Here is a 23,175-nt window from a genome sequence, read left to right on the forward strand (position 1 = left end):
GGCCGTGGAACAGCTCGTAACAGTCAAGCAAGGGACGCAACCCACATTCGATGGCGTGAAGGTGGGCGTCGTGAAGATCGGTGTCGCGGATGGGAAACCCGCCATCCAGTTTTGGATCCGGACCGTCGAACAGGAGCGCAAGCAGGCGTTCCGGGAGGGCCAGTCGACCGCACTGCCGGGTGCCGGAACCTTGAGGATCGTGTCGATTCAGCCGGCCGACGGCGGAACACCCGCCTCCGCGGTTTTGGCGTACGACGCCGGTCAGCTCACCCCGTGAGGTGATAGAGGAACCGGGAAAACCCGTCGGGATGTGATAGAGCAACGGTGGTTGGGGATGCTCTATCAGATCCCCGCAGGTTTCCGGCGTTGCTCTATCAGATCCCTACACTGACGCCTTCGCCATTGCCTCTTTCAGTGCGCCGAGCACCAACGTTACTGATGCACTGTTGGCGTTGGGGCCCATCATGCCGATCCGCCAGACGGTGTCCGTGTATTCACCAACACCCGCGCCGATTTCCATGCTGAAGTGCTCCAAAAGGTACGCGCGGACGGCAGCCGAGTTGACGCCGTCGGGCACTTTGACCGTGGTGAGGCTCGGCAGCCGGGCTCCTTCGGCGGCGAAGAGCTCGAGGCCCATCTCCTGCAAACCTTCCTGGAGCGCGGCCCCGGCAGCGCGGTGGCGGGCCTGTACGACGTCGAGCCCCTCGGCGAGGATGCGGTCCAGCGCCGCTTCGAGACCCGCGATCATGGTTACCGGCGCCGTGTGATGGTAGGTCCTCGATCCGGAAGCTGCTCCTACGTAACCGCCGAGCAGACCGATGTCCAGGTACCAGGAGCGCGGGTCCTTGACGCGACGTTCGAGGGCGCGGTCCGAGACCGTGAACGGGGAGAGGCCCGGCGGCACGCCGAGGCATTTCTGGGTTCCGGCATATCCGACGTCGATGCCCCAGTCGTCTGCCAAAAGCTCAAGGCCGCCGATGGACGTGACAGCGTCGGTAATCAGGAGCGCGTCTCCTTTGCCTGCCCCGAGGGCGGCGATGTCGGACTGTACCCCCACGGAAGTCTCCGCATGCACAGCCGCGATGACTTTCGGGTTGGGGTGGGCGGACAACACCCGGTCAGCGTCCACCGGCTGGCCCCACTCATGATCAACCCTGACCACGGTGGCACCGCAACGCCGGGCAACCTCGCACATTCGGGCACCGAAGAGTCCATTCACCGCAATGACTGCCACGTCGCCGTCGGACACGGTGTTCACGAAGGCCGCTTCCATGCCGCCCGAGCCCGTGGCGCTCAACGGAAGGGTCCGGGCGTTCGAGGTTCCCCAGACCGTACGGAGACCCTCGCAGACCCGGTCGAGGCGCTCGATGAAGACAGGGTCCAGATGCCCCAGCACGGGCCAGGAAAGAGCGGCCATCGCTTCCGGGTAGCAGTTGCTCGGACCGGGGCCGAACAGGAATCTGGAAGTCAGGATCTGGGGCATGGAGCAACTCCTTCAACGCAGTTGAAGGCCATTCTGCCGCAGCCGGTTGCGTGGAGCGAGCAGCAGGCGCCCTGAAGCGCGGCGCGCGGTCCAGCATCGGCCACAAATGATAAGGTTACTCACTATTATCAAGTCCACCCCCGCCGAGCCGAAGAGGACGAAGATGACCACTGAGGGACGAGAGTCGCAGGACCACGGCGTCCGCGGAGAAGTCCGGCAAGACCGTTATGTGGCCGGGCAGGACCTGACACGGTGGAAAAGCCCGGTCGGTCAACTCATGGCTGCCACGGCCCAGCGCATCACGACGTTCCTCGGCCCGTATGCCGCACTGGTCATCACCCTGGTCATCGGACTCCTCATCTCCGTTGCCCTGGTTGTCACTTTCGGCGAGGTCTACGAATCAGTGACCGAAGCGGACGGCGTGGCCGGCCTGGACCATCCTGTCCTCGACGCGGCGAAGTCCTTCCGGTCCCCCGCCTTGGATGCAGCCACCACGGCCTACACAAACGTCGGCGGAACGGTGGGAATGCCGTTGATCGCCGTTGGCATCATGATCTTCCTGGCCACCAAGCGGAAGTCGTGGACGCCGGTCATCCTGATGTTGGCCGCCGGACTTGGCTCCTTGCTCCTGACAGTCGCCGGGAAGCCCCTCTTCGGCAGGACCCGCCCGGACCTCAGCGACGCCATTCCTCCGTTTGAACACTCGCCGTCATTCCCCAGCGGGCACTCATTGAACTCGATCGTGATCGCCGGAATCGTGGCATACCTGGTCATCCTGCGCTTGAAGAGCAAGAGGGCACGCATACTGACGATCGTGATCGCATCCGTCTTCTCGCTGACCATGGGATTGAGCCGCGTCTATTTGGGCCATCATTGGCTTACGGACGTACTGGCCGCGTGGGCGCTGGGCATCGCGTGGCTGTCGCTGGTCATCATGGCTCACCGCCTCTATCTCACGGTGAGGACGCGGCACCACCAAGAGGCAGCGTCTTGACACCGGGCCAAGAACTCAGCTTCACTTATTACGTATGCTGAAATAACAGTTCCATGATGCGGAAGCTTGAAGCAGCACAGCTTCCTCCTGCCCAACAAGCCGGAGTTCCGCATAGCCCACACCATGGATGCCAGCATTAACACGAGGATGACACAAGCATGGAGCTTGCAGTATTCAACAGTGTTGGACGCGACGAGGCCATCAAGGCCCTGACCCCCTGCCTGGATATCAGCCGCTGGGTGGAAACAATCGTCGACGCCCGCCCCTTCGCGAGCGTCGACGAACTGCTCCGCACGGCGAACCAGGCCGCGGATCCGTTCAGCCCCCAAGAGGTCGAATCCGCCCTTGCCCACCACCCCAGGATCGGCGAGCGGCCCAAGGCGCAAACAACCGAAGCGGCCATGTCCCGGTCCGAGCAAGCCGGCGTGGACCCCAACGACGACGGCACAGCAGCCGCGCTGGCGGAAGGGAACCGCGCCTACGAGGAAAAGTTCGGCAGGGTCTTCCTGATCCGCGCGGCGGGACGCAGCGCCAAGGAAATCCTGTCCTCACTGCAGGAGCGCCTCACCCACACCCCTGAACAAGAAGACACAATTGTGGCTGAGCAACTCCGCGAGATCGCACTGCTGCGCCTCTCCGGACTCGTCAGCGAAGGAGCCAACGCATGAGCGTTTCACAGGTAACAACGCACATCCTCGACACCGGTTCCGGCCGCCCGGCGGCGGGTGTCGCCGTCGTACTCTACGTCCGCGAAGGTGAGAACTGGACGCTGGTCGGCAAGGGCCAAACCGATGCTGATGGCCGCATCAAGGACCTCGGACCGGAACGCATTCCGGGCGGGGCGTACCGCCTCAATTTCGCCACGGGCGCCTACTACGACGCCTTGGGCATTGAGACGTTCTTCCCGGAAGTGGACCTGAACTTCACGGTCTCCGACGCCGGCGAGCACTACCACGTGCCGCTGCTCCTGAGCCCGTTCGCATTCTCCACGTATCGCGGCAGCTGACCCGGCGCCGAGTTGACAGTTAATGCCCATGTTTCCCGCAAACATGGGCATTAACTGTCACTTCGGCGAGGAACGGTAGGCTGGAAGGCATGGCTTCCGAGGACACCAACCCCACCCCCAGTAACGAATCACCCGCCCGCCGCGACGTCACGGTCCGCCGGGCACCAAAGTTCGTCCCCTTCATGATCCTCGGAGCAATCGTCGGTGCAATCGTCGCCGCCATCATCGCTTTCAGCCGCCCCGCCGATCCCGAATTCGACGCCCCCACGGTCTTCGGATTCTTCCTCGTAGCCTGCGCCGGCGGCGGCGTGATCCTCTTCTCCATCCTCGCGCTCATCCTCGACCGCCTCAGCGTCAAGCGCGCAGAGCGGGCTGTGGTGGAAGCCGTTCCGGACTCGGTTCCGGACGAAGGACCAGAGCACGACGGCGGCCGCTAAGGGACGCAGCCAGGGCACCTTTTCATGGGGAGCCACTGTGACACGCGCCGCACTTGGCGGACAAATCGCCTGATCGCGCAAGGAAACAGGCCCGGCCGCGTGGTCACAAAACCGGAGCGGGAACTTACCACGGCCGCAACATGAGACAATCGACCAGTGGCACGTGGCGACGGAAAACTTTCTCATGATCTTCTTCCCGGCGAAAAGGGCCCCCAGGACGCTTGTGGCGTCTTCGGGGTGTGGGCTCCTGGCGAAGAGGTAGCAAAACTTACCTATTACGGGCTGTATGCGCTGCAGCACCGCGGACAAGAGTCGGCTGGTATTGCTACCAGTGACGGCAAGCGCATCAATGTCTACAAGGACATGGGCCTTGTGTCCCAGGTCTTCGACGAGACAACCCTCAATACCCTCACCGGGCACCTCGCAGTGGGACACTGCCGGTACTCCACCACGGGTGCCAGTCACTGGGCCAACGCGCAGCCCACCCTGGGCGCAACCGCAACGGGCACGGTGGCCTTGGCTCACAACGGCAACCTGACCAACACCGCTGAGCTCCGGGAAATGATCCTGCAGCGCAACGACGGCCAACTGACCGGTGAAATGAAGCAGGGCAACACCTCGGACACCGCCTTGGTGACGGCTTTGCTGGAAGGCGAAGAGGGCAAGACCCTGGAGCAGACCGCTTTGGAGCTGCTCCCCAAGATCAAGGGCGGCTTCTGCTTCGTCTTCATGGATGAAGGCACCCTCTACGCTGCGCGTGACACGTACGGAATCCGTCCCCTCTGCCTTGGCCGTTTGGACCGGGGCTGGGTTGTGGCCTCGGAACAGTCCGGCCTGGCCACTGTTGGTGCGAGCTTCATCCGTGAGATCGAGCCCGGTGAGTTCATCGCGATCGACGAGGACGGCGTTCGTTCCCAGCGCTTCGCGGAGGCCACCCCGGCCGGCTGTGTCTTCGAGTACGTCTATCTGGCCCGCCCCGACGCCGCCATCGCAGGCCGCTCGGTGTACGAGTCCCGTGTTGAAATGGGCCGCCAGCTGGCCCGCGAGAACACGCACGAGGCGGACATCGTCATTCCCGTCCCCGAGTCCGGCACCCCGGCAGCGGTTGGCTACGCCGAACAGTCCGGCATCCCGTTCGCGCACGGCTTCGTGAAGAACGCCTACGTGGGCCGCACGTTCATCCAGCCTTCGCAGACCCTGCGCCAACTGGGCATCCGCCTCAAGCTCAACGCCTTGGAATCGGTGATTCGCGGCAAGCGCGTCGTGGTGGTCGACGACTCGATCGTCCGTGGCAACACGCAGCGTGCCATCGTCCGGATGCTGCGCGAGGCCGGCGCCAAGGAAGTCCACGTCAAGATTTCCTCCCCGCCCGTCCAGTGGCCTTGCTTCTACGGCATCGACTTCGCCTCCCGCGCAGAATTGATCGCCAACGGAGCCACCATCGATGAGATCTCGCAGGCTATCGGCGCGGACTCATTGGCATACATTTCCGAGGACGGCATGATCGGGGCAACACAACAGCCCCGCGAACGCCTCTGCACGGCCTGCTTCACCGGCAGGTACCCCATCGAGCTGCCGCACGCGGACAAGCTGGGCAAGAACCTGCTGGAACGCACCGATCTTGGCGGGCTTGCGCCTGCTGAGCCCACTGCCGAAGCTGCCACCGATCCGGCCTCCACCGAGGATCCCGCCGAGAAATCGGGTGCCACCGGCTGCGACCCGGGACCGGATGCCGAATTCGAGAACCTCCTGACCGACGCTGATCGTTTGACCGACGCCGACAAGAAAGAGTCCGTATGACCTCCGCATCCCCTGCCGGAACCCCTGAGAACGCCTCCGGCATCACCTACGCTTCGGCGGGTGTCGACGTCGAAGCGGGAGACCGCGCAGTCGAGCTCATGAAGGACGCCGTCAAGGCGACCCACAACACCTCGGTGATTGGCGGCGTCGGCGGTTTTGCCGGCCTGTATGACGTCTCCAAGCTGCTGACCTACAAGAAGCCGCTGCTGGCCACGTCCACCGACGGCGTAGGCACCAAGGTCGCCATCGCGCAGGCCATGGACATCCACGACACCATCGGTTACGACCTCGTGGGCATGGTTGTGGACGACATCGTGGTGGTGGGTGCAGAACCCCTCTACATGACCGACTACATCGCATGCGGCAAGGTTGTTCCCGAGCGCATCGCTGACATCGTCCGCGGCATCGCTTCCGCCTGCTCCGTTGCCGGCACGGCACTGGTGGGCGGCGAAACCGCCGAGCACCCGGGCCTGCTGGGCGAGCACGAATACGACGTCGCAGGCGCCGCAACCGGCGTCGTCGAAGCCGACGCCCTGCTCGGCCCGGACCGCGTCCGCGCCGGCGACGTAGTGATCGGCATGGCCTCCTCCGGCCTCCACTCCAACGGCTACTCGCTGGTCCGCCGCGTCATCAACCACGCAGGCTGGGCACTGGACCGCCAGGTTTCCGAGCTCGGCCGCACCTTGGGCGAGGAACTCCTGGAACCGACCCGCGTCTACGCAGCCGACTGCCTGGACCTGGCCCGCACCTTCCCGGTGACGGCAGGGGCGGCTGTCCACGGCTTCAGCCACGTCACCGGTGGCGGCCTCGCCGCCAACCTGGCCCGCGTTCTTCCGCAGGGCCTTGTTGCCACGGTTGACCGCGCCACGTGGGAACTTCCCGCGATCTTCAAGCTCGTTTCCGAGCTGGGCAACGTCCCGCTGGCCGACCTCGAGCGCACGCTGAACCTCGGCGTCGGAATGGTTGCGATCGTTTCTCCGGAAGCTGCCGACGCCGCAGTCGCCCGTCTCAACGAGCGCGGACTCCCCTCCTGGGTCATGGGCACGGTTGCAGAGAACTCGGATTCGATCGACAAGACCGGCCCGGATTACGTACAGGGCGCAAAGGGCGTCGACGGCGGCGCTGTCCGTTTGGTGAACGCCTACGCCTAAGCGGCTTATCGCCTCACACACAGGGCGGCCCGGCAGTTTTCGAACTGCCGGGCCGCTCCGCGTTCCCCCAACTAAGTAGCATTAGTACGCGTTTTCAGCGATCAAAACGCGCACTAATGCGACCTAGTTGGGTGGGAGGACCTGGATCAAGCTCAGGACGCCGCCTTGGGGATCCATGATGGTGGCTAGGCAGCCCTCTTCGGGTTGGTCCTCGGGCTCCACCAGCACGGTCCCTCCGGCAGCGATCACGGTGTCCACGGCCTTTGTCACGTCCGAGACCCCGAAGTAGACCTGCCAGCCGGCCTCATCGCCATCTTCGGCAGGGACAATCCCAGCCACCTCGTTACCGTTGACGATCAGCGTCGAGTAGCTGCCGCCGTCTTCCTGCGGGTATTCCGTAACGTCATGACCGAAAAGCTCTTGGAAGAATGCGACGGCGGCTTGCGGTTGGGGAGTCAGGAGTTCCGCCCATGCGAAGGCGCCGTGTTCGTTGAAGCGGTGGCTCCCGCGGTGCGTGCCCGGCTGCCAGATGCCCGTCGTGCCGCCTCCGGGCGGAGCCACGAACGCAAGGACACCGGTGTCGGCAACCTGCTCCGGCCCGAATTCGAGCTTGCCGCCGGCATGGACGGCGTCCTCACCGATCTCCTCTGCGTCCCTGGCAGCGAAGTAAATATTCCACTGCCCGGGTGTTCCCGCAGCTTCCTGCCTCGGATTCTGCGGAGCTATGACAGCCACAAGGTCCTGGCCCAGGAACGCCTGAGCGTAGCGGCGGCCATCGGGCGTGGGCAGGTCCTGGAAGGTCCAGCCAAACAACGCACCGTAGAAGTCCTTGGCCGCCCCAACATCCCTCGTCTGAAGATCCGCCCAGCACGGCTCCCCGTGGGCGTAGTGGGTCCGGGACGTCATGCCGGGAATCCTGCCATGATGCTGAACGCCGCTCCGGCGGGATCCATGAGCACAGCCATTCGCCCGATTCCGGGAACATCGAACGCCGGAGCGATGACGTGCCCGCCAAGGTCGACGGCCTGTTGCAGTGCCTGGTCCACGTCCTCCACGTTGAAATAGGTCATCCAGAACGGGAGGAGTCCTTCGATGGGCACCTTGAGGGCACCGGCAACCGGCCGGCCCTCCACCACGAGGCTGGTGTATTCCCGTTGGTCTCCTGCCGGCCCTGTGCTGCTGGTGCAGCCTGTGACCGCTTCATAGAAGGCAACGGCTTTGGGGACGTCATTGGTTTGGAGTTCATTCCAGATCATGGTTCCGGGCTCGTTGATAAGGCCTGAGCCCAGGTGGGTTCCGGCCTCCCAGAAGCCAATTTGCGCGCCCGTTGGATCGGCGGCAAAGAACATCCTTCCGCTGCCGTTCGGCACAGAGTCCGGAGCGACGACGATGGTTCCTCCCGCGGCCACCGCACGCTCGGCTGCCGCATCTGCCGAGTCCACGGCAAGGTAGTTCGCCCAATAGGAAGGCATGCCCGGAGGCGCATCGGGAAGCTGCTGCATCATTCCGGCGACGTACCGGCCCTTCAGCCTGGCCATGTAGTAGGTCAGGCCCTGGCCCACGTCCATGGCTTCAAGTTCCCAACCAAAAAGTTCCCGGTAAAACTTCTTGGAGACTTCGATGTCGGTGGAAGACAGGTCCACCCAACACGGAGTCCCCTGCTTGTACCGATCAACTTCCGGCATGGCTGTCCTTTCCGAGAACGTGGCCCCCTCAACCTAGTATCTCCGGTTGTGCTGCCCACAACGCGGGAGCCGCGCCGCTTCCGTTGCCCGCATGTGAAGGTAACGTCTCCATCACGGATCTCTAATACTAAGGAACCTTATGATAGCGTCTGGAGTGCACGGAAAGAACTCAGGACTACGCACCCACACTCACTGAGGAGAAACCATGACAGCCACGAACCACCCCGCCCGGACCCGAACAACCATCCAGCGCGCAGCACAAATTGTTGGAGTAGTTTTCCTTCTGGTCGGCATTCTGGGCTTCATCCCCGGAATCACCTCCAATTACGACACCATGCAGTTCGCCGGACACACCTCCGAAGCGCTCCTTCTGGGCATCTTCCAGGTCTCAATCCTGCACAACATCGTCCACTTGCTCTTCGGCACAGCCGGCTTGCTGATGGCCAAAACACCCGGCCAAGCCCGCAACTACCTCGTCGGTGGCGGCATCATCTACCTGGTGCTCTGGATCTACGGCCTGCTCATCGGCCAGGATTCGACGGCCAACTTCGTGCCGCTCAACAGCGCCGACAACTGGCTGCACCTGATCCTGGGCATTGGCATGCTGGGCCTCGGCTTCGGACTCAGCCGCCGCACCACGGACAACCGCACCGGCAACGTCGTGGGCCGGTAGCCTCGCAACGTTCAGGGCCCGCCCTTGCGCGCCTCCCACGGGGGGACGCAGGGCGGGCCTTGATGCGTTCAAGGACGCTCGACGTTGTGGGTGATCGCAAGGTTGTGGGTGAACGCAAGGTTGTGGGTGAACGCAAGAAGGACCCGCAGGGTATGCCCATGTTCGGCATGCCCTGCGGGCCTTCTTGGGAGATCTTCGGCATCCGTGGATGCACGACAACCTTGATGTACGACGGCGGTACGCAACTCAGTGTCTGGAGGCACCTGTTGTGTTGCGACAGCTAGCCGAGACGGCGGGTGTCTACCTCGTCGTCATCATCTTCCGCGTACTTGTCCTCGTAAGCCGAGTAATCCGGCTCCGGAGGATCCTCCTGGAAGTGGCTCTTGGCACGACTAGATGGGCGCGTGAGCTCACGCTCAAGTGCCGAGTAGTCGGTGTTCGGGGAGTAGTACTTGATGTCCCGAGCCTGCTTGGTAGCTTTTGCCTTTTGACGGCCGCGCCCCATGGCGTGACCCCCTTTTGTACTTGGACCGGAGGTGGTCACCTTTGGCTATCGGTGAGGCCCCGGAATGTTTGGTCAATTTGTCGTATGTCTAGATTACATGGTTTCAGGGGTGCCTGTGTGCCACCTCAGAGCCGTGCCTGACCCCCAGGCCGGCTGCAGCACCTCACAAGGGATCGAAAATTGGGTAGAGTCTGCCTCAATGCGGCGTCAGATCAGGAAGGCACACCACCCGAATGACTCAGGACAACACTCCACCCCGTGACGAGTCGGCATCGGAACCAGGCAAGGACCAGGTGCCGCCTGCCCCGAATGTGCCCCCGAAGCCTGACCTTCCACCCCCGCCGCCACAGTCGGCGCCAATGGGACAGCCGGCGCCAATGGGTGGGCCAAACGATCCGCAGCAGCCCGGCTACGCGGAGCAGCCGCCGCCACCACAAGGTGATCCGGTCAAGCGCCAGCGCCTGGTCATCGGGGGAATCGTGGTGGGGGCCCTGGTCCTCATCGGCGTCGTCATCTGGGTCCTGCTGAACCTGCTGGGAACCCGCCCCGAACCTACGGTCGCTTCGCCCACGCCGTCGGCCACCCTGGGACCCCTCCCCCGCGACACGGACGCCAAGGATTTCCAGATCGGGGACTGCTTTGCGGACTTCGACCCCAACGCATCCAAGGCCCGCGCGGTGGCTTGCGACACTGAACACACAGCCCAACTGGGCGCGGCTTTCACTTACCCCACGGATGATTCCTTCCCGGGAACCAATGCATTGCGCGACAAGGGCCGGGAAGTCTGCAAGGGCATCAAGCTCAATGACGCTGCCAACGAGTACACCAATCTGTTGCAGCAGAATGTGTACCCGAGTCCCAGCAGTTGGGACCGCGGGGACCGGCGGGTGGACTGCTTCATTGTGGTGAGCCCGGGCAGCACCATCAAGGAGGACCTGTTGGAGAAGTAGCCTCACGGCTACCCCTCCAACAGCGTCACCCCTCCACCTCCAGACCTGTCAGCTTTCCAGCACTGTCAGCTCTTTAGCCCTGCCAGTCTCTGGCCGGCCTACTTTTCCAGCGACGGCTGCTTCCGACGGACCGAAAGCCCCGTCCCTGCCGACCAGCCGCCGTCGGAGTTTCCCATCTCCTCAAGGCCCTCGATGGTGAGGGCGTCGACGTCGGCGGCGGTGTCCACCAGGACGGTGTCGCCGTCGCTGATCTCCCCGGCAAGGATTTCCTTGGCGAGGCGGTCACCGATCTCGCGCTGCACCAGGCGGCGGAGCGGCCGGGCACCGTAGGCGGGATCGTAGCCGGACATTGCGAGCCAGGCGCGGGCGCCGTCCGTGACCTCGAGCGTGAGCCGCCGCTCGTAGAGGCGCTTGGTGAGTTCGGCGACGTGCAGTTCCACAATCCGGGCGAGCTCTTCGACCGACAGCGGGTCGAAGAGGACGATCTCGTCCAGGCGGTTCAGGAACTCCGGCTTGAAGGATGCCTGCACCACGGCCATGACGGCGTCCCGCTTCACTTTCGCATCCATGGACGAGTCCACCATGAACTGGCTGCCCGCGTTGGAGGTCAGCACCAGGATGGTGTTCCGGAAGTCAACGGTGCGGCCTTGGCCGTCGGTGAGGCGACCGTCGTCGAGCACCTGCAGGAGGATGTCGAAGACCTCAGGGTGGGCCTTCTCAACCTCGTCCAGCAGGACCACCGAGTACGGGCGCCGCCGCACGGCTTCAGTGAGCTGGCCGCCTTCCTCGTAGCCGACGTATCCCGGAGGGGCACCGACCAGGCGGGCCACGGAGTGCTTCTCGCTGTACTCGGACATGTCGATCCGGATCATGGCCCGTTCGTCATCGAAGAGGAAATCCGCCAAGGCCTTGGCCAGTTCGGTCTTGCCGACGCCGGTGGGGCCGAGGAACATGAACGAACCCGTGGGGCGGTTGGGATCGCTGATCCCGGCCCGGGCACGGCGCACGGCGTCCGAAACCGCCTGCACGGCCTTCGACTGACCGATCAGGCGCTTGCCGAGCTCCTCCTCCATGTGGAGCAGCTTTTGTGATTCGCCTTGGAGCATGCGTCCCGCGGGGATGCCCGTCCATGCGGAGATGACCTCGGCGATGTCGTCGGCACCGACTTCCTCCGCCACCATCAGCTCGGGCTTGGCGCCCCTCGCCGATTCTTCTTCGGCAGCAGCGTTGAGCTCGCGTTCCAAGGCAGGCAGCTCACCGTAGAGAATCCTCGACGCCGACTCGAGGTCGCCTTCGCGCTGGTGCTTCTCGGCAGCCGAACGCAGCTCGTCGATCTTGGCCTTCAGGTCACCAACCCGGTTCAGGCCGGCCTTCTCGGCTTCCCACCGCGCATTCAGCGCACTGAGTGCCTCCTTCTTGTCCGCCATGTCAGCCCGAAGGGCAGCCAAACGCTCAACCGATGCGGGATCCGTTTCACCCTGCAGGGCCAGCTCTTCCATGGTCAGGCGGTCCACGGCACGACGCAGCTGGTCGATTTCTTCCGGAGCGGAGTCGATCTCCATGCGAAGGCGCGAGGCGGCTTCATCCACGAGGTCGATTGCCTTGTCCGGCAACTGCCGGCCCGAGATATACCGGTTCGACAGCGTGGCAGCTGCCACCAGGGCGGAGTCCGCGATGGCTACCTTGTGGTGGGCCTCGTAGCGTTCCTTCAGTCCACGGAGGATGCCAATGGTGTCCTCCACGCTGGGCTCACCCACATACACCTGCTGGAAACGCCGTTCCAGTGCGGGGTCCTTTTCGATGTTCTCGCGGAACTCGTCCAGGGTGGTTGCACCAATCAGGCGCAGCTCACCGCGCGCCAGCATCGGCTTGAGCATGTTGCCTGCGTCCATGGCGCTCTCGCCTGTGGCACCGGCGCCAACAACGGTGTGGATCTCATCGATGAACGTGACGATCTGCCCGTTGGAGTTCTTGATCTCCTCCAACACGGCCTTCAACCGCTCTTCGAACTCACCGCGGTACTTGGCGCCGGCCACCATGGAGGCAAGGTCCAGTGCAATGAGGGTCTTCCCGCGGAGGCTTTCCGGCACGTCGCCTGCCACCATGCGCTGGGCAAGGCCTTCGACGACGGCGGTCTTGCCTACGCCGGGCTCACCGATCAGAACAGGGTTGTTCTTGGTACGGCGGCTCAGGACCTGAACCACGCGCCGGATCTCGCTGTCACGGCCGATCACGGGGTCAAGCTTGCCCGAGCGTGCCACGGCAGTGAGGTCGGTACCGAACTTCTCCAAGGCCTGGAAGGTGTTCTCAGGATCCGGCGAATCGACCTTGCGATCGCCCCGGACACCCGGCAGGGCGGCGAGCAGCGCTTCATGGGAGGCACCGGCGTCGCGCATTAACTTCCCGACGGCGTCACTGCCGGCCGAGAGCCCCAGGAGCAGGTGCTCTGTGGAGACGAAGGAATCTCCCAGCTTGTCCGCCTCAGCCTGGGCAGCCTGGATCGCCTGCATGGCCTGACGCGACAGCTGGGCCTGCTGGACCGAACTTCCCGACGTGGACGGCAATGCCTTGATGGCTGAACTTGCCTGAACACTCACGGCATCCGGGTCAGCGCCGGTGGCGCGCAGCAGTGCCACGGCAACGCCCTCCCGCTGATCCATGAGCGCCTTGAGGAGATGAGCCGGTTCCAACTGCGGATTGCCGGCAGTCGAGGCATTCATGGCGGCCGCAGAAAGGGCCTCCTGGCTCTTGGTGGTGAATTTGGCGTCCAAAGAGAGCTCCCTTTCTGGAGTAGTACCAGTGCTTTCAAAGTTGAGTGTACTACGCTCAACTTTGGATTTGGTCCACTGTGTTCCATGTTTGCCCACGGCGAAACTACTGTCCAGAGCCGTTCTACCCGGTTGGACGTGGACCAAGTCGGTCCACTCCCGCGCCCGTACCCGCCCGGCGCATCCGTTCCTGCGAAGCCCCGCACCCGTTCGCGCACGGCGCACACGTACCAACGGGCGCGAATGGAGGAAAAGGGTGCGTCCCCCAATCGACCGCAGCAGGGTGCGCCAGCCCCACGCGGGCACCGGGGAAACTAGGCTGAGTCCATGAAACCCATCGGCGGCGCAGACGAACTGGAACAACTGATCGGTCAACCCCTGGATCGGGTCCGACGGAAAGTCCGCAGCGAGCTCAGCGAATTCGACCGGCAATGGCTCGCGGCCAGCCCCTTCTGCGTCATCTCGACGGCGGACGCCCGGGGTCGCGTCGATGCCTCACCGAAGGGCGATCCCGCGGGCTTCATCGAGGTCCTGGACAAGCGCACCATCGCCATCCCTGAGCGGCCGGGCAACAAGCTCGCCTTCGGATTCCGCAACATCCTGGAGAACCCGAACGTGGGAGTCCTTTCCATCGTCCCGGGCCGGACGGACACCCTCCGCATCAACGGTCAGGCGCAGCTGGTCAGCGATGGCGACTTCTTCGACCGGATGGTGGTCAAGGGACACCGGCCCCGCGTCGCCATTGTGGTCTCCGTAGAGGAGGTTTTCACCCATTGCGGCAAGGCGTTCATGCGGAGCGGGCTGTGGGAGCCGGACTCTTGGGGTTCCGAGGGCCTGCCGAGTATGGCCATGCTCTCCAAGGCCTACGTCCAGCCCGATACGCCCCTCGAAGACTTGGAGTCCTACTACGGCCCCTCCTACGCGGAGCGCATGTACAAGGACTAGGTGTCAGGCCGGGTAGATGGACACCAGGGCCGACTTCACCACGAACCGGACCTCCATCCCCGGAGCCAACCCCAGATCGGCCGATGCCGCCGGGGTGACGTCTGCGGAGAGGGTGCCCGCTTCCCCGCCCCGTGCATGCACACGGACCTGGCCGCCGTGCCGCTCCAAGTCGGTGATGGTCACCGGGAAAGAGTTGCGGGGGCTTCCATGCACATCGCCCAGGAAGACGGAAACGGCCGACGGCGGAAAGGCCGCCACGCCTGCCTGGCCGGGCCCGGGTGACCACTCGGGATCGTGTTGTCCTGCGAAAAGCCGACCATCCGGCGTCGTGATTCCTTCCTCGGTGATGGACCCGGTGACGATATTGAGCCCGGCGAGTCCTGCGGCGAAATGGCTGCGGGGGCGTTCAAGGACCTGGCGCGTGGGGCCTTCCTCGGCAATGCGGCCGCCCTCGACGACGATCACCCTGTCGGCGAGCATGTAGGCGTCAAGGACATCGTGGGTGACGATGATGGCTTTGCGGCCCTCCAGGACGCGTTTCAGTACGCGCCGCAGCATGGGAGCTGCGTGGATATCCAGGGCGGCCATCGGTTCATCCAGGAGCAGCAGCTCGGGCTCGGCGGCAAGCGCCCTGGCAACCGCCGCCCTTTGGGCCTGGCCTCCTGAGAGCTGCGCCGGCTTCCGGCCCTGGAGCTCGAGCGCGTCCACTTCGGACAGCCAGTGCCGGGCCGTTTCGCGTGCCTTGCGTTGGGAACTCCCCGTGCTTCGCGGGCCGAAGGCTACGTTGTCCAGGACGCTCAGGTGGGGAAAGAGCAACGCCTCCTGTGCCAGAAGGGCTATGCCGCGATGGTGGGGGGCGCTCCACTGGTGGGTGCCGCCGTCGAGCGTGAAGAGCGGCCTGCCGCCTATCCGTGCCGTGCCGGAGTCCGGGCGAACCAGGCCTGCCGTGACGTTCAGCAAGGTGGATTTGCCTGCGCCGTTGGGGCCCAGGACGGCGACGGTCTGGCCCTCGGCAAGGGTGAGGGACATGTCGAAGTTGCGGGCTGCGAGGCGTGCGGACAGCTCAAAGGTCATTTCGTGGCCCCTGATTCGGTACGGTTTCCGGTGTGGATTCCGGCCCTGCGGCCTCCGTAGCTCAGCCCGACCACGGCGATGGCCACGGCAACCAGCACCAGGGACAGGGCGACGGCGGCGTCGGCGTCGGTTTCACGCTGGAGGTAGATCTCAAGGGGCAGGGTACGGGTGACTCCTTGCAGGCTTCCGGCGAACGTGAGGGTGGCGCCGAATTCACCGAGGCTGCGTGCGAAGGACAAGACCGCTCCCGAGGCCAGGCCCGGCAGCACCAGCGGCACGGTCACCCGCCGAAGGACGGTTCCCGGACCGGCTCCAAGGGTTGCCGCGACCGCCTCGTACTTACTCCCGGCCGTGCGAAGGGCGCCTTCCAGGCTCACCACCAGGAACGGAAGCGCAACAAACGTCTGGGCAAGCACGACGGCGGTGGTGGAGAAAGCGATCTGGACACCAGCCAGCTCCAACGACTTCCCGAGCAACCCCTGCCTGCCGAAGGTGTAAAGCAAGGCGATACCCCCGACGACGGGCGGCAGCACCAGCGGCAACAGGACGAACGCGCGCAGGAGACGCTGACCGGGAAACGGACTCCGCGCCAGGACCAGGGCCAACGGCACCCCGAGCAGCACGCAAAGAACAGTGCTTGCCGCCGACGTCCGCAGGCTCAGCCCCAGCGCCGTCAACGACGATTCCGACGTGATGAGCGGGAAGAACTGCGCCCAATTCACCTTGGCCACAATCGCCAGGAGCGGCAGCAAAATGAAGGCCGCTCCAACCACTGCGAGGGCATAGACCCAGGCAGGGACGCCGGTGTAGCCTTGTCCGCCGCGTCGTTTCATGGGTGTCTTCAGCGCCATGGTGCGTTCTTACGGGGTGCCGAAGCCGGCATCGTTCAGTACCTTCCGGCCTTCGCTACCGGTCACCAGGTCCATGAATGCCTCAGCGAGTTCCTTGTTCCTGGCCGAACCTACTGTGGCAATGGGATACGTGGTTAAGTCCTGTGCCGACTCCGGGAACGGGATCCCCTTGACCTTGCTCCCGGCTGTTTTGACGTCCGTGACATAGACCAGTCCGGCATCCGCTTCCTGGCTGATGACTTTGCCCAGGACATCGGTGACCGAGGACTCCTCGCTGACCGGGGTCAGAGCGGTGTCTGCAGCCTTCTCCACCACCTGCGTGGCGGCGCCGCAAGGGACCTGTGGTGCACAGACCACAACTTTGACGCCCGGTTTACCCAAGTCCGGGAACGAACTGATGTTTGCCGGATTGGACGGCGGAACCACGATCTCCAGGACGTTGGTTGCGAAGTTCCTGGGTGCTTTGTCCAGGAGGTTGGCATCGGCAAGCCTGGTCATGTTCCGGGTGTCCGCCGATGCGAAAACGTCCGCGGGTGCCCCCTGGGATATTTGCGTGGCGAGGTCCGAGGAACCGGCGAAGTTCAGGCTGACTTTGGTTCCAGGGTTCTTGGCCTCGAAGTCGCGGGCCAGCTGGGTGAAGGTTGATTTGAGGGACGCCGCAGCAAAGACGGTGACTGTTCCAGAGGGCCCCTCCCCCGATCCGGCTGGACTTGCCGGGGCACAGCCTGTCACTGCCACGGCAAGGACCCCCGCACCGAGCAACGCGCTGAGGAGACTGCGGGGGCTCATATGATGCTCTTTCCCTGAGGTGCTTCGATGATCACGGTGGTCGCTTTCACCACTGCGGTGGCGACGGAGCCGAGCTCGAGTCCCAGCTCCCGGACGGCTTCACTGCTCATGAGGGACACCACGCGGAACGGGCCGCACTGCAGCTCCACTTGGGCCATGACCTTGTCCGTGGTGATTCCGGTGACCAGGCCCACAAAGCGGTTGCGGGCCGAGCTCCCTGCACGTGAAGGATCGTCTTGAAGGTGTGATTGGTCCCTTGCCAGTTTGGCGAGCTCCAACCCGTCAACAGCGAGCCTGCCCGAGGGATCCTTCTGCGCCGTGAGGGTCCCGTTTTCCGTCCAACGCCGGACGGTGTCATCGCTGACTCCCAGGAAACGGGCTGCTTCGGAGATCCGTATTTGCGGCATATGGGAAGTATATCGTCGCATTTGCGGTTCTCTGCGGCTCGGAGTGCCGCACTACGTCATGTGACCCGGCGTTGGTGCCGGGCTGCCTGGGCGCACCCGTTTCCGCTGCACGCACCCTTTTGGGCTCACGCCGCGTCCTTTCCCGCACGACGCACCCACAACACCGGGTGCGCCCGGTGGCAGGAGGTGCGCACCGCCGTCGTACTTCCGTAAGCATTACCCATGGCCCGCCACGATGCGCCGCCGTACCCTGTTCTAGGGAGAGAGTCTTAGGCGCGAAGGAGCGTCCACATGGAATGGATTCGTCCGGAAGATCCGGACTATGACGAAACCCGAAAACTCTTCAACGCAATGATCGACCGACGGCCGGCTGTCATTGCCCGTTGCTCCTCTCCCGGCGAGGTGGCCGAAGCCCTCCACCACGCCAGGACACACAATCTGGATGTCGCCGTCAGGTCGGGCGGGCATTCAGTGGCCGGCATGTCCACGAACGACGACGGCCTGGTAGTTGACGTCCGGCCCATGAAATCCATCCACGTGGACCCGGAAGCGAAGACGGCCAAGGTCGGCGGCGGTGTCACATGGGGCGAATTCGATCGCGCCACCCAGCAACACGGGCTGGCGGTAACCGGTGGCAGGGCGTCCACCACGGGCGTCTCCGGCTTCACGTTGGGCGGAGGTTCGGGTTGGCTGGAACGGTCCTACGGGTTCTCCTGCGACAATCTGCTCTCCGTGGATTTGGTAACCGCCTCCGGGGACCTGGTGACCGCGAGCGCCACGGAAAACCCCGAGCTGTTCTGGGCGTTGCACGGCGGCGGCGGAAACTTCGGCGTGGCAACTTCCTTCACGTTCCAACTCCACGACCTTGGTCCCACGGTGACGGCCGGGCTGGCCCTCTTCCCCGGGGAAGCCGCACCGGAGATCTCCCGCGCCTACCGGGACCTGGCACTCAGCGCACCCGATGAGGTGGGCACAGCCCTGGTCTACCTGACAGCCCCGTCCGAGGATTTTGTACCCCCGGACATGGTGGGCAAGCTGGCCGTTGGCATTGCTTACCTGTACGCGGGGAACGCCGAGGAGGGCGAAGAGCACGCAAGGCCATTCAAGGAGCTGGGCCCGTCCGTGGACCTTATTGACGCCATGAACTACGCGGATTTCCAGTGCATGATCGATGATCCGCCGGACCACTACAACTACTGGAGCGCCGACTATCACGATCACCTCAGCGACGAAGCCCTGGACATCCTGGTGGACTCGGCACAACGGCTCCCCGGGCCCAATTCGCAGCAGCTGGTGGGGCGTTGGGGTGGCGCGGTGGGCGGACCTGCTGCGGCCAACACGCCCTTGCAGCATCGCAGCGCAGCGTGGGTGAGCCACCCCTTTGGCTTGGCCGAGACGCGGGAAGGATGGCAGGAAGCGAAGGATTGGGTGAAGCAGTTCCGGCAAGACATTGCCCCGCATACCACCGGCGGCGTGTGGCTCAACTTCATCGGCGACGAAGGGCAGGACCGGATCATGGCGGCCTACGGGGAGCAGAACTACAGGCGGCTCTCCAAGGTCAAAGCCCAATTCGATCCCGACAACGTCTTCAGGGGCAACCAGAACATCCTGCCGGCCGAGCGCTGACCCCAGGCTCCTTCCCGGTTGCCGTGAATACCACGGGCAGCGAAGCCCGCGATTCCGGGGCGGTGGTTCGGCGGTAGACACGCCCTGACGACCGGCAACTGGGAAGGATCGCGCCGCCTTTGCCAAGGCTGAACCGGGACTACACTGTGCCCATGGCCGTATACGTCGATCCGCCCCTGTGGCCCGCGCGCGGGACCGTCTTCTCCCACTTGATCTCCGATAAGTCCCTGGATGAGCTGCATGCGTTCGCTTCGGCAGCGGGGGTTCCCGAACGGGCTTTCGACGGCGACCACTACGACGTACCCGAGCGCCTCTACGACGACCTCGTCAAAGCGGGAGCCATTCCGGTGGAGGCACGTGTCCTGGTCCGGAAACTCCTTGCCAGCGGACTCAGGATTCCCGCCCGGGACCGGAACAAGGCCCTCACAGTTCCCTTGATGAAGCACTGGAACACCATCTACCCCGGCCACGAGGAGCTGGGCCTCGAGTTGCTGGAACGCTGGGGCGAGGACACCCGGAAATACCACGGCCGCACCCACCTGCTGGCTGTCCTTGAGGCCCTGGACGTCCTCACCGAGCCGGCGCTCCCTGCCAGGACAGTGTCCTTGGCGGCGTGGTTTCACGATGCTGTTTACGAAGGAGTCGCCGGACAGGACGAGGAGGCCTCCGCGCAACTGGCTGAGGACCGCTTGACCGAGGCCGGACTTTCCCCGGAGGACGTCGCGGAAGTAGCCCGTCTTGTGCGGCTCACGGACAAGCACAATCCGGAACCCGGCGATCATGCCGGAGCACTGTTGTGCGATGCGGACCTCTCCGTCCTCGGCGGCGACGAACAGTCCTATGCCAAGTACGTCGCGGCCGTCCGCGAAGACTACGCCCACATCAGTGACGACGACTTCGCGACGGGGCGGGCCGCCGTCGTGCGCCACCTGCTGGCCTTGGACCCGCTGTTCCACGGAGACCGCGCGAAGGCGTTATGGCTGGAGGCAGCCCGCCGCAACCTCGCGGCCGAGTTGTCGGCGCTGGTTTGGGCCTAAACTAGGAGGTGTGACCTCCTACCTCCCTCCGTCAATCCCGCAAGCACGGCCCACTGTGGAGCATGTGCTCGCCGTTCGAGGCGTAGGCGGGTACCGTCAATACCGGATTCCTGCCCTCGCCGTCAGCACGCGGGGCACCATCCTCGCCGCCTACGACGGCAGGCCAAACCTCGACGACCTCCCCAACACCATCGACCTCCTGCTCCGCCGCAGCTTCGACAACGGCGCTTCGTGGACCGGGCAACACGTGGTCCGCACCGGTTCGGGCTTGGACGGTTACGGTGACCCGAGCCTGTTGGTGGACGCAGAAACCGGCCGGATCTTCATGTTCCACGCGGCAGGAACGCACGCCGGCTTCTTCGAAGCGTCGTCCGGCTTGGAACCCGAGGACGACATCCAGCACGCGGATGTCAGCTTCTCCGACGACGACGGCGGCACCTGGCAGCACAGGCGGCTCACCGCGATGCTCAAGCCCGTTCACGCTGGAACCACCGGGCTCTTCGCCTCAGCCGGCCAAGGAATTCAAGTCCACACAGGCCCGTATGCGGGACGTCTGGTCCAGCAATACGTACTGCTGATAAACGGCGAAATCAGGGCCGCCTCCGCCTACAGCGACGATCACGGCGGGACGTGGACGCTGGGCGGGCTGATCGGGCCCGGCCCGGCCGGAGTTGGGCCCAATGAAAACAAGGTAGTGTGCCTGTCCGATGGCCGGCTGCTGCTGCACTCAAGGGCCACTCCGTCGCGGCTGGCTGCCATCTCCAACGACGGCGGCCAGACCTGGAGTTCACTGCTGCCCGTTCCCGAACTGCCGGACCCCAGTGACAACGGCTCCCTGGCACGTTTCGACGGGGCGCCGATTGTTGACGCACTCGCGGACCCGAAGACGGGCTCTGGCGACGGTTCGGCGTCCAGTTCGGCTTCGGGCCCGGCGTCCGGTTCGGCTTCGGGCAGCTGGCTGATTGCCACCAATAACCAGGATCCGCACCTGCGCCGCAACACAGTGTTGAGCCTCTCCCCGGACAACGGTGCCACGTGGCCTGCGAAGCTCATGCTGTGCGCGGGCAGTTCTGCCTACTCCACGGCGACGCGGTTGCCGGACGGGAATATCGGCGTGCTGTATGAACGGCAAGGGTATCGCGAGATCGTCTTTGCCTCGGTGCCGGCGGAACAACTCACCCGCCAGTTGGCCTCCCCCCGCCTTCCGGAGGCACCCGTGCACCGTGGGGAAGCCGGCCCATTGTCCTTCGACATGGAACTGCGCTCGATCACCCCGGGACGGCCCGAAGTATGGCAGAACGCCGGGGAATTCCACGTGATCCCCTCCAACAGCGACGGCGAGTGGGACGTCCAGACGTGGAAGGAAATCGGCCAAGGCTACGCGGACGGGGATCAAATCCTGGGCACCCGCGAAGCACAGGACCTGAACTACGGCCCCATCATTCCCGGCTACAAGGCAGGTGACATCCTGGCTTTCACCGGGCGCATCCGGAACGCCGGCACCCAACCGCTTTCCGGCGTCGTGCTTCATGGGCCGCACTGGCAGGAGTTTCCCGCCGTCGACCTGCTGCCCGGTGAGCATTCGCTGTACTTCACCCCGAGCTACACAGTGACGGAATCCGACCTGTGCTCGGGCACGGTGGAACTCACCTTCGTAGCGGAGGCCGACGGCGGGAAGTTCCGTGTGGAGCGGCAGTTCCGGTTCGATGTGCGGACCGGAGAGGTCTCCGGCTCCTAACCCATTGCGCTGGGTAACCCTCAGCGGTAGGTGCTGACGAACGGCCTGTCGGTCGGAACGATCTGCTTACCCAGTGGCATGAGCGATACCGGGATCAGCTTGAGGTTGGCGATGGCCAGCGGGATGCCGACGATGGTGATGGCCATGGCAACGGCAGTCACGACGTGACCGATCGCGATCCAGATGCCGGCCACCAGCAGCCAGATCACATTGCCAAGGAGGGCGAAGACGCCGCTTCCACCTGGCTTCTCCACCACCATCTGGCCGAAGGGCCACAGGCAGTAGAAGCCAATGCGGAACGACGCGATGCCCCAAGGGATAGTCACAATGAGCACGCAGCAGATGAGTCCTGCCGCGAAGTAGCCCAAAGCCAACCAAAAGCCACCGAAGACCAGCCAAATGATGTTGAGCAGCGTTTTCATAGGGTCCATTCTCCATTGAACGGCCGACAAAATAACCCGGGGTATGCCCTGAATCGTCCCTGACTTCCGCCCTGCAACCCTCTCTCACATCCCACCCCACTTCCGCCATCCCTCTGCCACATCCCACCCCCCTTCCGCCATCCCTCTGCCACATCCCACCCCCCTTCCGCCATCCCTCTGCCACATCCCACCCCACTTCCGCCATCCCTCTGCCACTCTTCCGGGGCAGTTCATCAGCACGCCGTCGGTTTTTGCCGGTCGTAAGCCTAGACTCGGTCAGACAACAGCGTCTTTGGCCATCAGTCGATCTACTCACCAAGGGAGTCCCATGAGCACGGCACAGCACACTTTGACCCTGACCCGAGACTTTCACGCCCCTCGCGAGCGAGTATTCGGGGCTTGGATGGAGCCGGACCAACTCACTAAGTGGTTCGGCCCAGTGGACGTAGATGCCCCTCGCGAAAAAATCGTCGTGGAGCCCAAGGTTGGTGGAATATGGCAGGTTGTCATGGTCTGGACGGATGAGAACGGCCGGCAGGAAGCGCCCATCGAGGCCGTCATCACCGATTTGGATGCTCCGGGCCTTCTGGTCGCGAAGGCTAAAGCCGCCCCGGACTCGGACCACGAGTACGAAGAAATGCATCTTGAGTTCGAAGACCTGGGCGGCAGCCGCACCCGGATGCACCTGACGCAGGGACCGTTCGCGTCGGAGGAGTGGGTGGAGATGACGAAGGACGGCTGGGGCACGTCATTCGACAAGCTGGATGCGGTGCTCGCCTAGCCAGCGGACGTGCGTTGGGAAAACATCCGCGGAAACCCGACGGGACGTGACAG

General features: G+C 64.2%; 25 protein-coding genes. 15 read left to right on the forward strand and 10 right to left on the reverse strand.

Annotation, left to right across the window (positions count from 1 at the left end):
• Positions 1 to 4: 4 nt before the first annotated feature.
• On the forward strand, positions 5 to 277 hold the full coding sequence (locus RI444_RS18455) for a hypothetical protein (RefSeq protein ID WP_207605514.1): 273 nt from the start codon (positions 5 to 7) through the stop codon (positions 275 to 277).
• 105 nt (positions 278 to 382) lie between these two features.
• Here RI444_RS18455 and RI444_RS18460 read toward each other — a convergent pair whose 3' ends face one another.
• A complete protein-coding gene (locus RI444_RS18460) occupies positions 383 to 1,483 on the reverse strand; it encodes a pyridoxal-phosphate-dependent aminotransferase family protein (RefSeq protein ID WP_207605513.1) in 1,101 nt (366 codons plus the stop codon).
• Positions 1,484 to 1,646: 163 nt separating this feature from the next.
• Between RI444_RS18460 and RI444_RS18465 the strand changes: the two genes are divergently transcribed.
• From RI444_RS18465 to purM, 6 genes are all read left to right on the forward strand, one after another.
• Positions 1,647 to 2,477, forward strand: coding sequence for a phosphatase PAP2 family protein (locus RI444_RS18465; RefSeq protein WP_021472792.1), 831 nt, complete (start codon positions 1,647 to 1,649; stop codon positions 2,475 to 2,477).
• Positions 2,478 to 2,635: 158 nt separating this feature from the next.
• Complete coding sequence (gene uraD, locus RI444_RS18470; RefSeq protein ID WP_021472793.1) at positions 2,636 to 3,145, forward strand: 2-oxo-4-hydroxy-4-carboxy-5-ureidoimidazoline decarboxylase; 510 nt, start codon at positions 2,636 to 2,638, stop codon at positions 3,143 to 3,145.
• Positions 3,142 to 3,483, forward strand: coding sequence for a hydroxyisourate hydrolase (gene uraH, locus RI444_RS18475; protein ID WP_207605512.1), 342 nt, complete (start codon positions 3,142 to 3,144; stop codon positions 3,481 to 3,483). Before uraD ends, uraH begins: the two co-directional genes overlap by 4 nt.
• Positions 3,484 to 3,572: 89 nt before the next feature.
• Positions 3,573 to 3,920 (forward strand): hypothetical protein, encoded by a 348-nt coding sequence (locus RI444_RS18480; RefSeq protein WP_021472795.1) that lies wholly within the window; start codon positions 3,573 to 3,575, stop codon positions 3,918 to 3,920.
• Between the two features lie 156 nt (positions 3,921 to 4,076).
• Positions 4,077 to 5,720 carry an amidophosphoribosyltransferase gene (purF, locus tag RI444_RS18485; protein WP_031216658.1) on the forward strand — a complete coding sequence of 548 codons (1,644 nt, stop codon included), beginning with the start codon at positions 4,077 to 4,079 and terminating at the stop codon, positions 5,718 to 5,720.
• Complete coding sequence (purM, locus tag RI444_RS18490; protein WP_021472797.1) at positions 5,717 to 6,871, forward strand: phosphoribosylformylglycinamidine cyclo-ligase; 1,155 nt, start codon at positions 5,717 to 5,719, stop codon at positions 6,869 to 6,871. Before purF ends, purM begins: the two co-directional genes overlap by 4 nt.
• Positions 6,872 to 6,994: 123 nt before the next feature.
• On the opposite strand, the gene RI444_RS18495 is transcribed toward purM, so the two are convergent.
• Both RI444_RS18495 and RI444_RS18500 read right to left on the reverse strand, forming a co-directional pair.
• A complete protein-coding gene (locus tag RI444_RS18495) occupies positions 6,995 to 7,777 on the reverse strand; it encodes a VOC family protein (protein WP_021472798.1) in 783 nt (260 codons plus the stop codon).
• Positions 7,774 to 8,556 (reverse strand): VOC family protein, encoded by a 783-nt coding sequence (locus tag RI444_RS18500; protein ID WP_021472799.1) that lies wholly within the window; start codon positions 8,554 to 8,556, stop codon positions 7,774 to 7,776. Before RI444_RS18500 ends, RI444_RS18495 begins: the two co-directional genes overlap by 4 nt.
• A gap of 205 nt (positions 8,557 to 8,761) precedes the next feature.
• On the opposite strand from RI444_RS18500, the gene RI444_RS18505 reads away from it, so the two are divergent.
• Together RI444_RS18505 and RI444_RS18510 are read left to right on the forward strand one after the other, a co-directional pair.
• Positions 8,762 to 9,229, forward strand: coding sequence for a DUF4383 domain-containing protein (locus tag RI444_RS18505; protein WP_179012948.1), 468 nt, complete (start codon positions 8,762 to 8,764; stop codon positions 9,227 to 9,229).
• Positions 9,230 to 9,291: 62 nt separating this feature from the next.
• On the forward strand, positions 9,292 to 9,513 hold the full coding sequence (locus RI444_RS18510) for a hypothetical protein (protein ID WP_207605511.1): 222 nt from the start codon (positions 9,292 to 9,294) through the stop codon (positions 9,511 to 9,513).
• Here RI444_RS18510 and RI444_RS18515 read toward each other — a convergent pair.
• Entirely contained in the window at positions 9,510 to 9,734 is a 225-nt protein-coding gene (locus RI444_RS18515) for a DUF3073 domain-containing protein (protein WP_021472802.1), read from the reverse strand. The genes RI444_RS18510 and RI444_RS18515 overlap by 4 nt on opposite strands.
• Positions 9,735 to 10,111: 377 nt before the next feature.
• Between RI444_RS18515 and RI444_RS18520 the strand changes: the two genes are divergently transcribed.
• The gene (locus RI444_RS18520) at positions 10,112 to 10,684 is read left to right on the forward strand and encodes a septum formation family protein (RefSeq protein WP_242703207.1); all 573 of its coding nucleotides are present in this window, start codon (positions 10,112 to 10,114) and stop codon (positions 10,682 to 10,684) included.
• Positions 10,685 to 10,782: 98 nt separating this feature from the next.
• On the opposite strand, the gene clpB is transcribed toward RI444_RS18520, so the two are convergent.
• Complete coding sequence (clpB, locus tag RI444_RS18525) at positions 10,783 to 13,455, reverse strand: ATP-dependent chaperone ClpB (protein WP_207605510.1); 2,673 nt, start codon at positions 13,453 to 13,455, stop codon at positions 10,783 to 10,785.
• A 324-nt stretch (positions 13,456 to 13,779) separates the two neighbouring features.
• Here clpB and RI444_RS18530 point away from each other — a divergent pair, with 324 nt between their 5' ends.
• Positions 13,780 to 14,397, forward strand: a complete 618-nt coding sequence (locus RI444_RS18530; RefSeq protein ID WP_207605509.1) for a pyridoxamine 5'-phosphate oxidase family protein — start codon at positions 13,780 to 13,782, stop codon at positions 14,395 to 14,397.
• Positions 14,398 to 14,400: 3 nt separating this feature from the next.
• Here RI444_RS18530 and RI444_RS18535 read toward each other — a convergent pair whose 3' ends face one another.
• Genes RI444_RS18535 through RI444_RS18550 form a run of 4 tightly spaced genes read right to left on the reverse strand, consistent with a single transcriptional unit; the run spans position 14,401 to position 17,518 of the window.
• Positions 14,401 to 15,471, reverse strand: coding sequence for a sulfate/molybdate ABC transporter ATP-binding protein (locus tag RI444_RS18535; RefSeq protein WP_207605508.1), 1,071 nt, complete (start codon positions 15,469 to 15,471; stop codon positions 14,401 to 14,403).
• Positions 15,468 to 16,304, reverse strand: coding sequence for an ABC transporter permease (locus RI444_RS18540; protein WP_207605861.1), 837 nt, complete (start codon positions 16,302 to 16,304; stop codon positions 15,468 to 15,470). The genes RI444_RS18535 and RI444_RS18540 overlap by 4 nt, the downstream gene beginning before the upstream one ends.
• Positions 16,305 to 16,331: 27 nt before the next feature.
• Entirely contained in the window at positions 16,332 to 17,111 is a 780-nt protein-coding gene (gene modA / locus RI444_RS18545) for a molybdate ABC transporter substrate-binding protein (RefSeq protein ID WP_207605507.1), read from the reverse strand.
• The gene (locus RI444_RS18550; RefSeq protein ID WP_062098091.1) at positions 17,108 to 17,518 is read right to left on the reverse strand and encodes a molybdopterin-binding protein; all 411 of its coding nucleotides are present in this window, start codon (positions 17,516 to 17,518) and stop codon (positions 17,108 to 17,110) included. The genes modA and RI444_RS18550 overlap by 4 nt, the downstream gene beginning before the upstream one ends.
• A 291-nt stretch (positions 17,519 to 17,809) precedes the next feature.
• Here RI444_RS18550 and RI444_RS18555 point away from each other — a divergent pair, with 291 nt between their 5' ends.
• From RI444_RS18555 to RI444_RS18565, 3 genes are all read left to right on the forward strand, one after another.
• Positions 17,810 to 19,144, forward strand: coding sequence for an FAD-binding oxidoreductase (locus tag RI444_RS18555; RefSeq protein ID WP_179012943.1), 1,335 nt, complete (start codon positions 17,810 to 17,812; stop codon positions 19,142 to 19,144).
• A gap of 152 nt (positions 19,145 to 19,296) precedes the next feature.
• Entirely contained in the window at positions 19,297 to 20,181 is an 885-nt protein-coding gene (locus RI444_RS18560; protein WP_207605506.1) for a DUF4031 domain-containing protein, read from the forward strand.
• Positions 20,182 to 20,191: 10 nt separating this feature from the next.
• On the forward strand, positions 20,192 to 21,919 hold the full coding sequence (locus RI444_RS18565; RefSeq protein WP_179012942.1) for a sialidase family protein: 1,728 nt from the start codon (positions 20,192 to 20,194) through the stop codon (positions 21,917 to 21,919).
• A gap of 20 nt (positions 21,920 to 21,939) precedes the next feature.
• Here RI444_RS18565 and RI444_RS18570 read toward each other — a convergent pair whose 3' ends face one another.
• Complete coding sequence (locus tag RI444_RS18570) at positions 21,940 to 22,341, reverse strand: YccF domain-containing protein (RefSeq protein ID WP_021472813.1); 402 nt, start codon at positions 22,339 to 22,341, stop codon at positions 21,940 to 21,942.
• 328 nt (positions 22,342 to 22,669) lie between these two features.
• On the opposite strand from RI444_RS18570, the gene RI444_RS18575 reads away from it, so the two are divergent.
• The gene (locus tag RI444_RS18575; protein WP_207605505.1) at positions 22,670 to 23,122 is read left to right on the forward strand and encodes an SRPBCC domain-containing protein; all 453 of its coding nucleotides are present in this window, start codon (positions 22,670 to 22,672) and stop codon (positions 23,120 to 23,122) included.
• The last annotated feature ends 53 nt before the right edge of the window (positions 23,123 to 23,175 follow it).

The organism is Paenarthrobacter sp. AT5 (assembly GCF_032764245.1).
In the GTDB taxonomy this organism is placed as follows: domain Bacteria; phylum Actinomycetota; class Actinomycetes; order Actinomycetales; family Micrococcaceae; genus Arthrobacter; species Arthrobacter ureafaciens.

Coding starts and splice junctions, on each gene's coding strand:
- RI444_RS18515 (WP_021472802.1), bottom strand. CDS start 9,734: ATGGGGCGCGGCCGTCAAAAGGCAAAAGCTACCAAGCAGGCTCGGGAC.
- uraD (WP_021472793.1), top strand. CDS start 2,636: ATGGAGCTTGCAGTATTCAACAGTGTTGGACGCGACGAGGCCATCAAG.
- RI444_RS18575 (WP_207605505.1), top strand. CDS start 22,670: ATGAGCACGGCACAGCACACTTTGACCCTGACCCGAGACTTTCACGCC.
- RI444_RS18480 (WP_021472795.1), top strand. CDS start 3,573: ATGGCTTCCGAGGACACCAACCCCACCCCCAGTAACGAATCACCCGCC.
- RI444_RS18510 (WP_207605511.1), top strand. CDS start 9,292: ATGCGTTCAAGGACGCTCGACGTTGTGGGTGATCGCAAGGTTGTGGGT.
- purM (WP_021472797.1), top strand. CDS start 5,717: ATGACCTCCGCATCCCCTGCCGGAACCCCTGAGAACGCCTCCGGCATC.
- modA (WP_207605507.1), bottom strand. CDS start 17,111: ATGAGCCCCCGCAGTCTCCTCAGCGCGTTGCTCGGTGCGGGGGTCCTT.
- RI444_RS18520 (WP_242703207.1), top strand. CDS start 10,112: ATGGGTGGGCCAAACGATCCGCAGCAGCCCGGCTACGCGGAGCAGCCG.
- RI444_RS18555 (WP_179012943.1), top strand. CDS start 17,810: ATGGAATGGATTCGTCCGGAAGATCCGGACTATGACGAAACCCGAAAA.
- RI444_RS18535 (WP_207605508.1), bottom strand. CDS start 15,471: ATGACCTTTGAGCTGTCCGCACGCCTCGCAGCCCGCAACTTCGACATG.
- RI444_RS18465 (WP_021472792.1), top strand. CDS start 1,647: ATGACCACTGAGGGACGAGAGTCGCAGGACCACGGCGTCCGCGGAGAA.
- RI444_RS18570 (WP_021472813.1), bottom strand. CDS start 22,341: ATGAAAACGCTGCTCAACATCATTTGGCTGGTCTTCGGTGGCTTTTGG.
- RI444_RS18460 (WP_207605513.1), bottom strand. CDS start 1,483: ATGCCCCAGATCCTGACTTCCAGATTCCTGTTCGGCCCCGGTCCGAGC.
- RI444_RS18560 (WP_207605506.1), top strand. CDS start 19,297: ATGGCCGTATACGTCGATCCGCCCCTGTGGCCCGCGCGCGGGACCGTC.
- RI444_RS18540 (WP_207605861.1), bottom strand. CDS start 16,304: ATGAAACGACGCGGCGGACAAGGCTACACCGGCGTCCCTGCCTGGGTC.
- RI444_RS18530 (WP_207605509.1), top strand. CDS start 13,780: ATGAAACCCATCGGCGGCGCAGACGAACTGGAACAACTGATCGGTCAA.
- RI444_RS18505 (WP_179012948.1), top strand. CDS start 8,762: ATGACAGCCACGAACCACCCCGCCCGGACCCGAACAACCATCCAGCGC.
- RI444_RS18495 (WP_021472798.1), bottom strand. CDS start 7,777: ATGACGTCCCGGACCCACTACGCCCACGGGGAGCCGTGCTGGGCGGAT.
- uraH (WP_207605512.1), top strand. CDS start 3,142: ATGAGCGTTTCACAGGTAACAACGCACATCCTCGACACCGGTTCCGGC.
- RI444_RS18500 (WP_021472799.1), bottom strand. CDS start 8,556: ATGCCGGAAGTTGATCGGTACAAGCAGGGGACTCCGTGTTGGGTGGAC.
- RI444_RS18550 (WP_062098091.1), bottom strand. CDS start 17,518: ATGCCGCAAATACGGATCTCCGAAGCAGCCCGTTTCCTGGGAGTCAGC.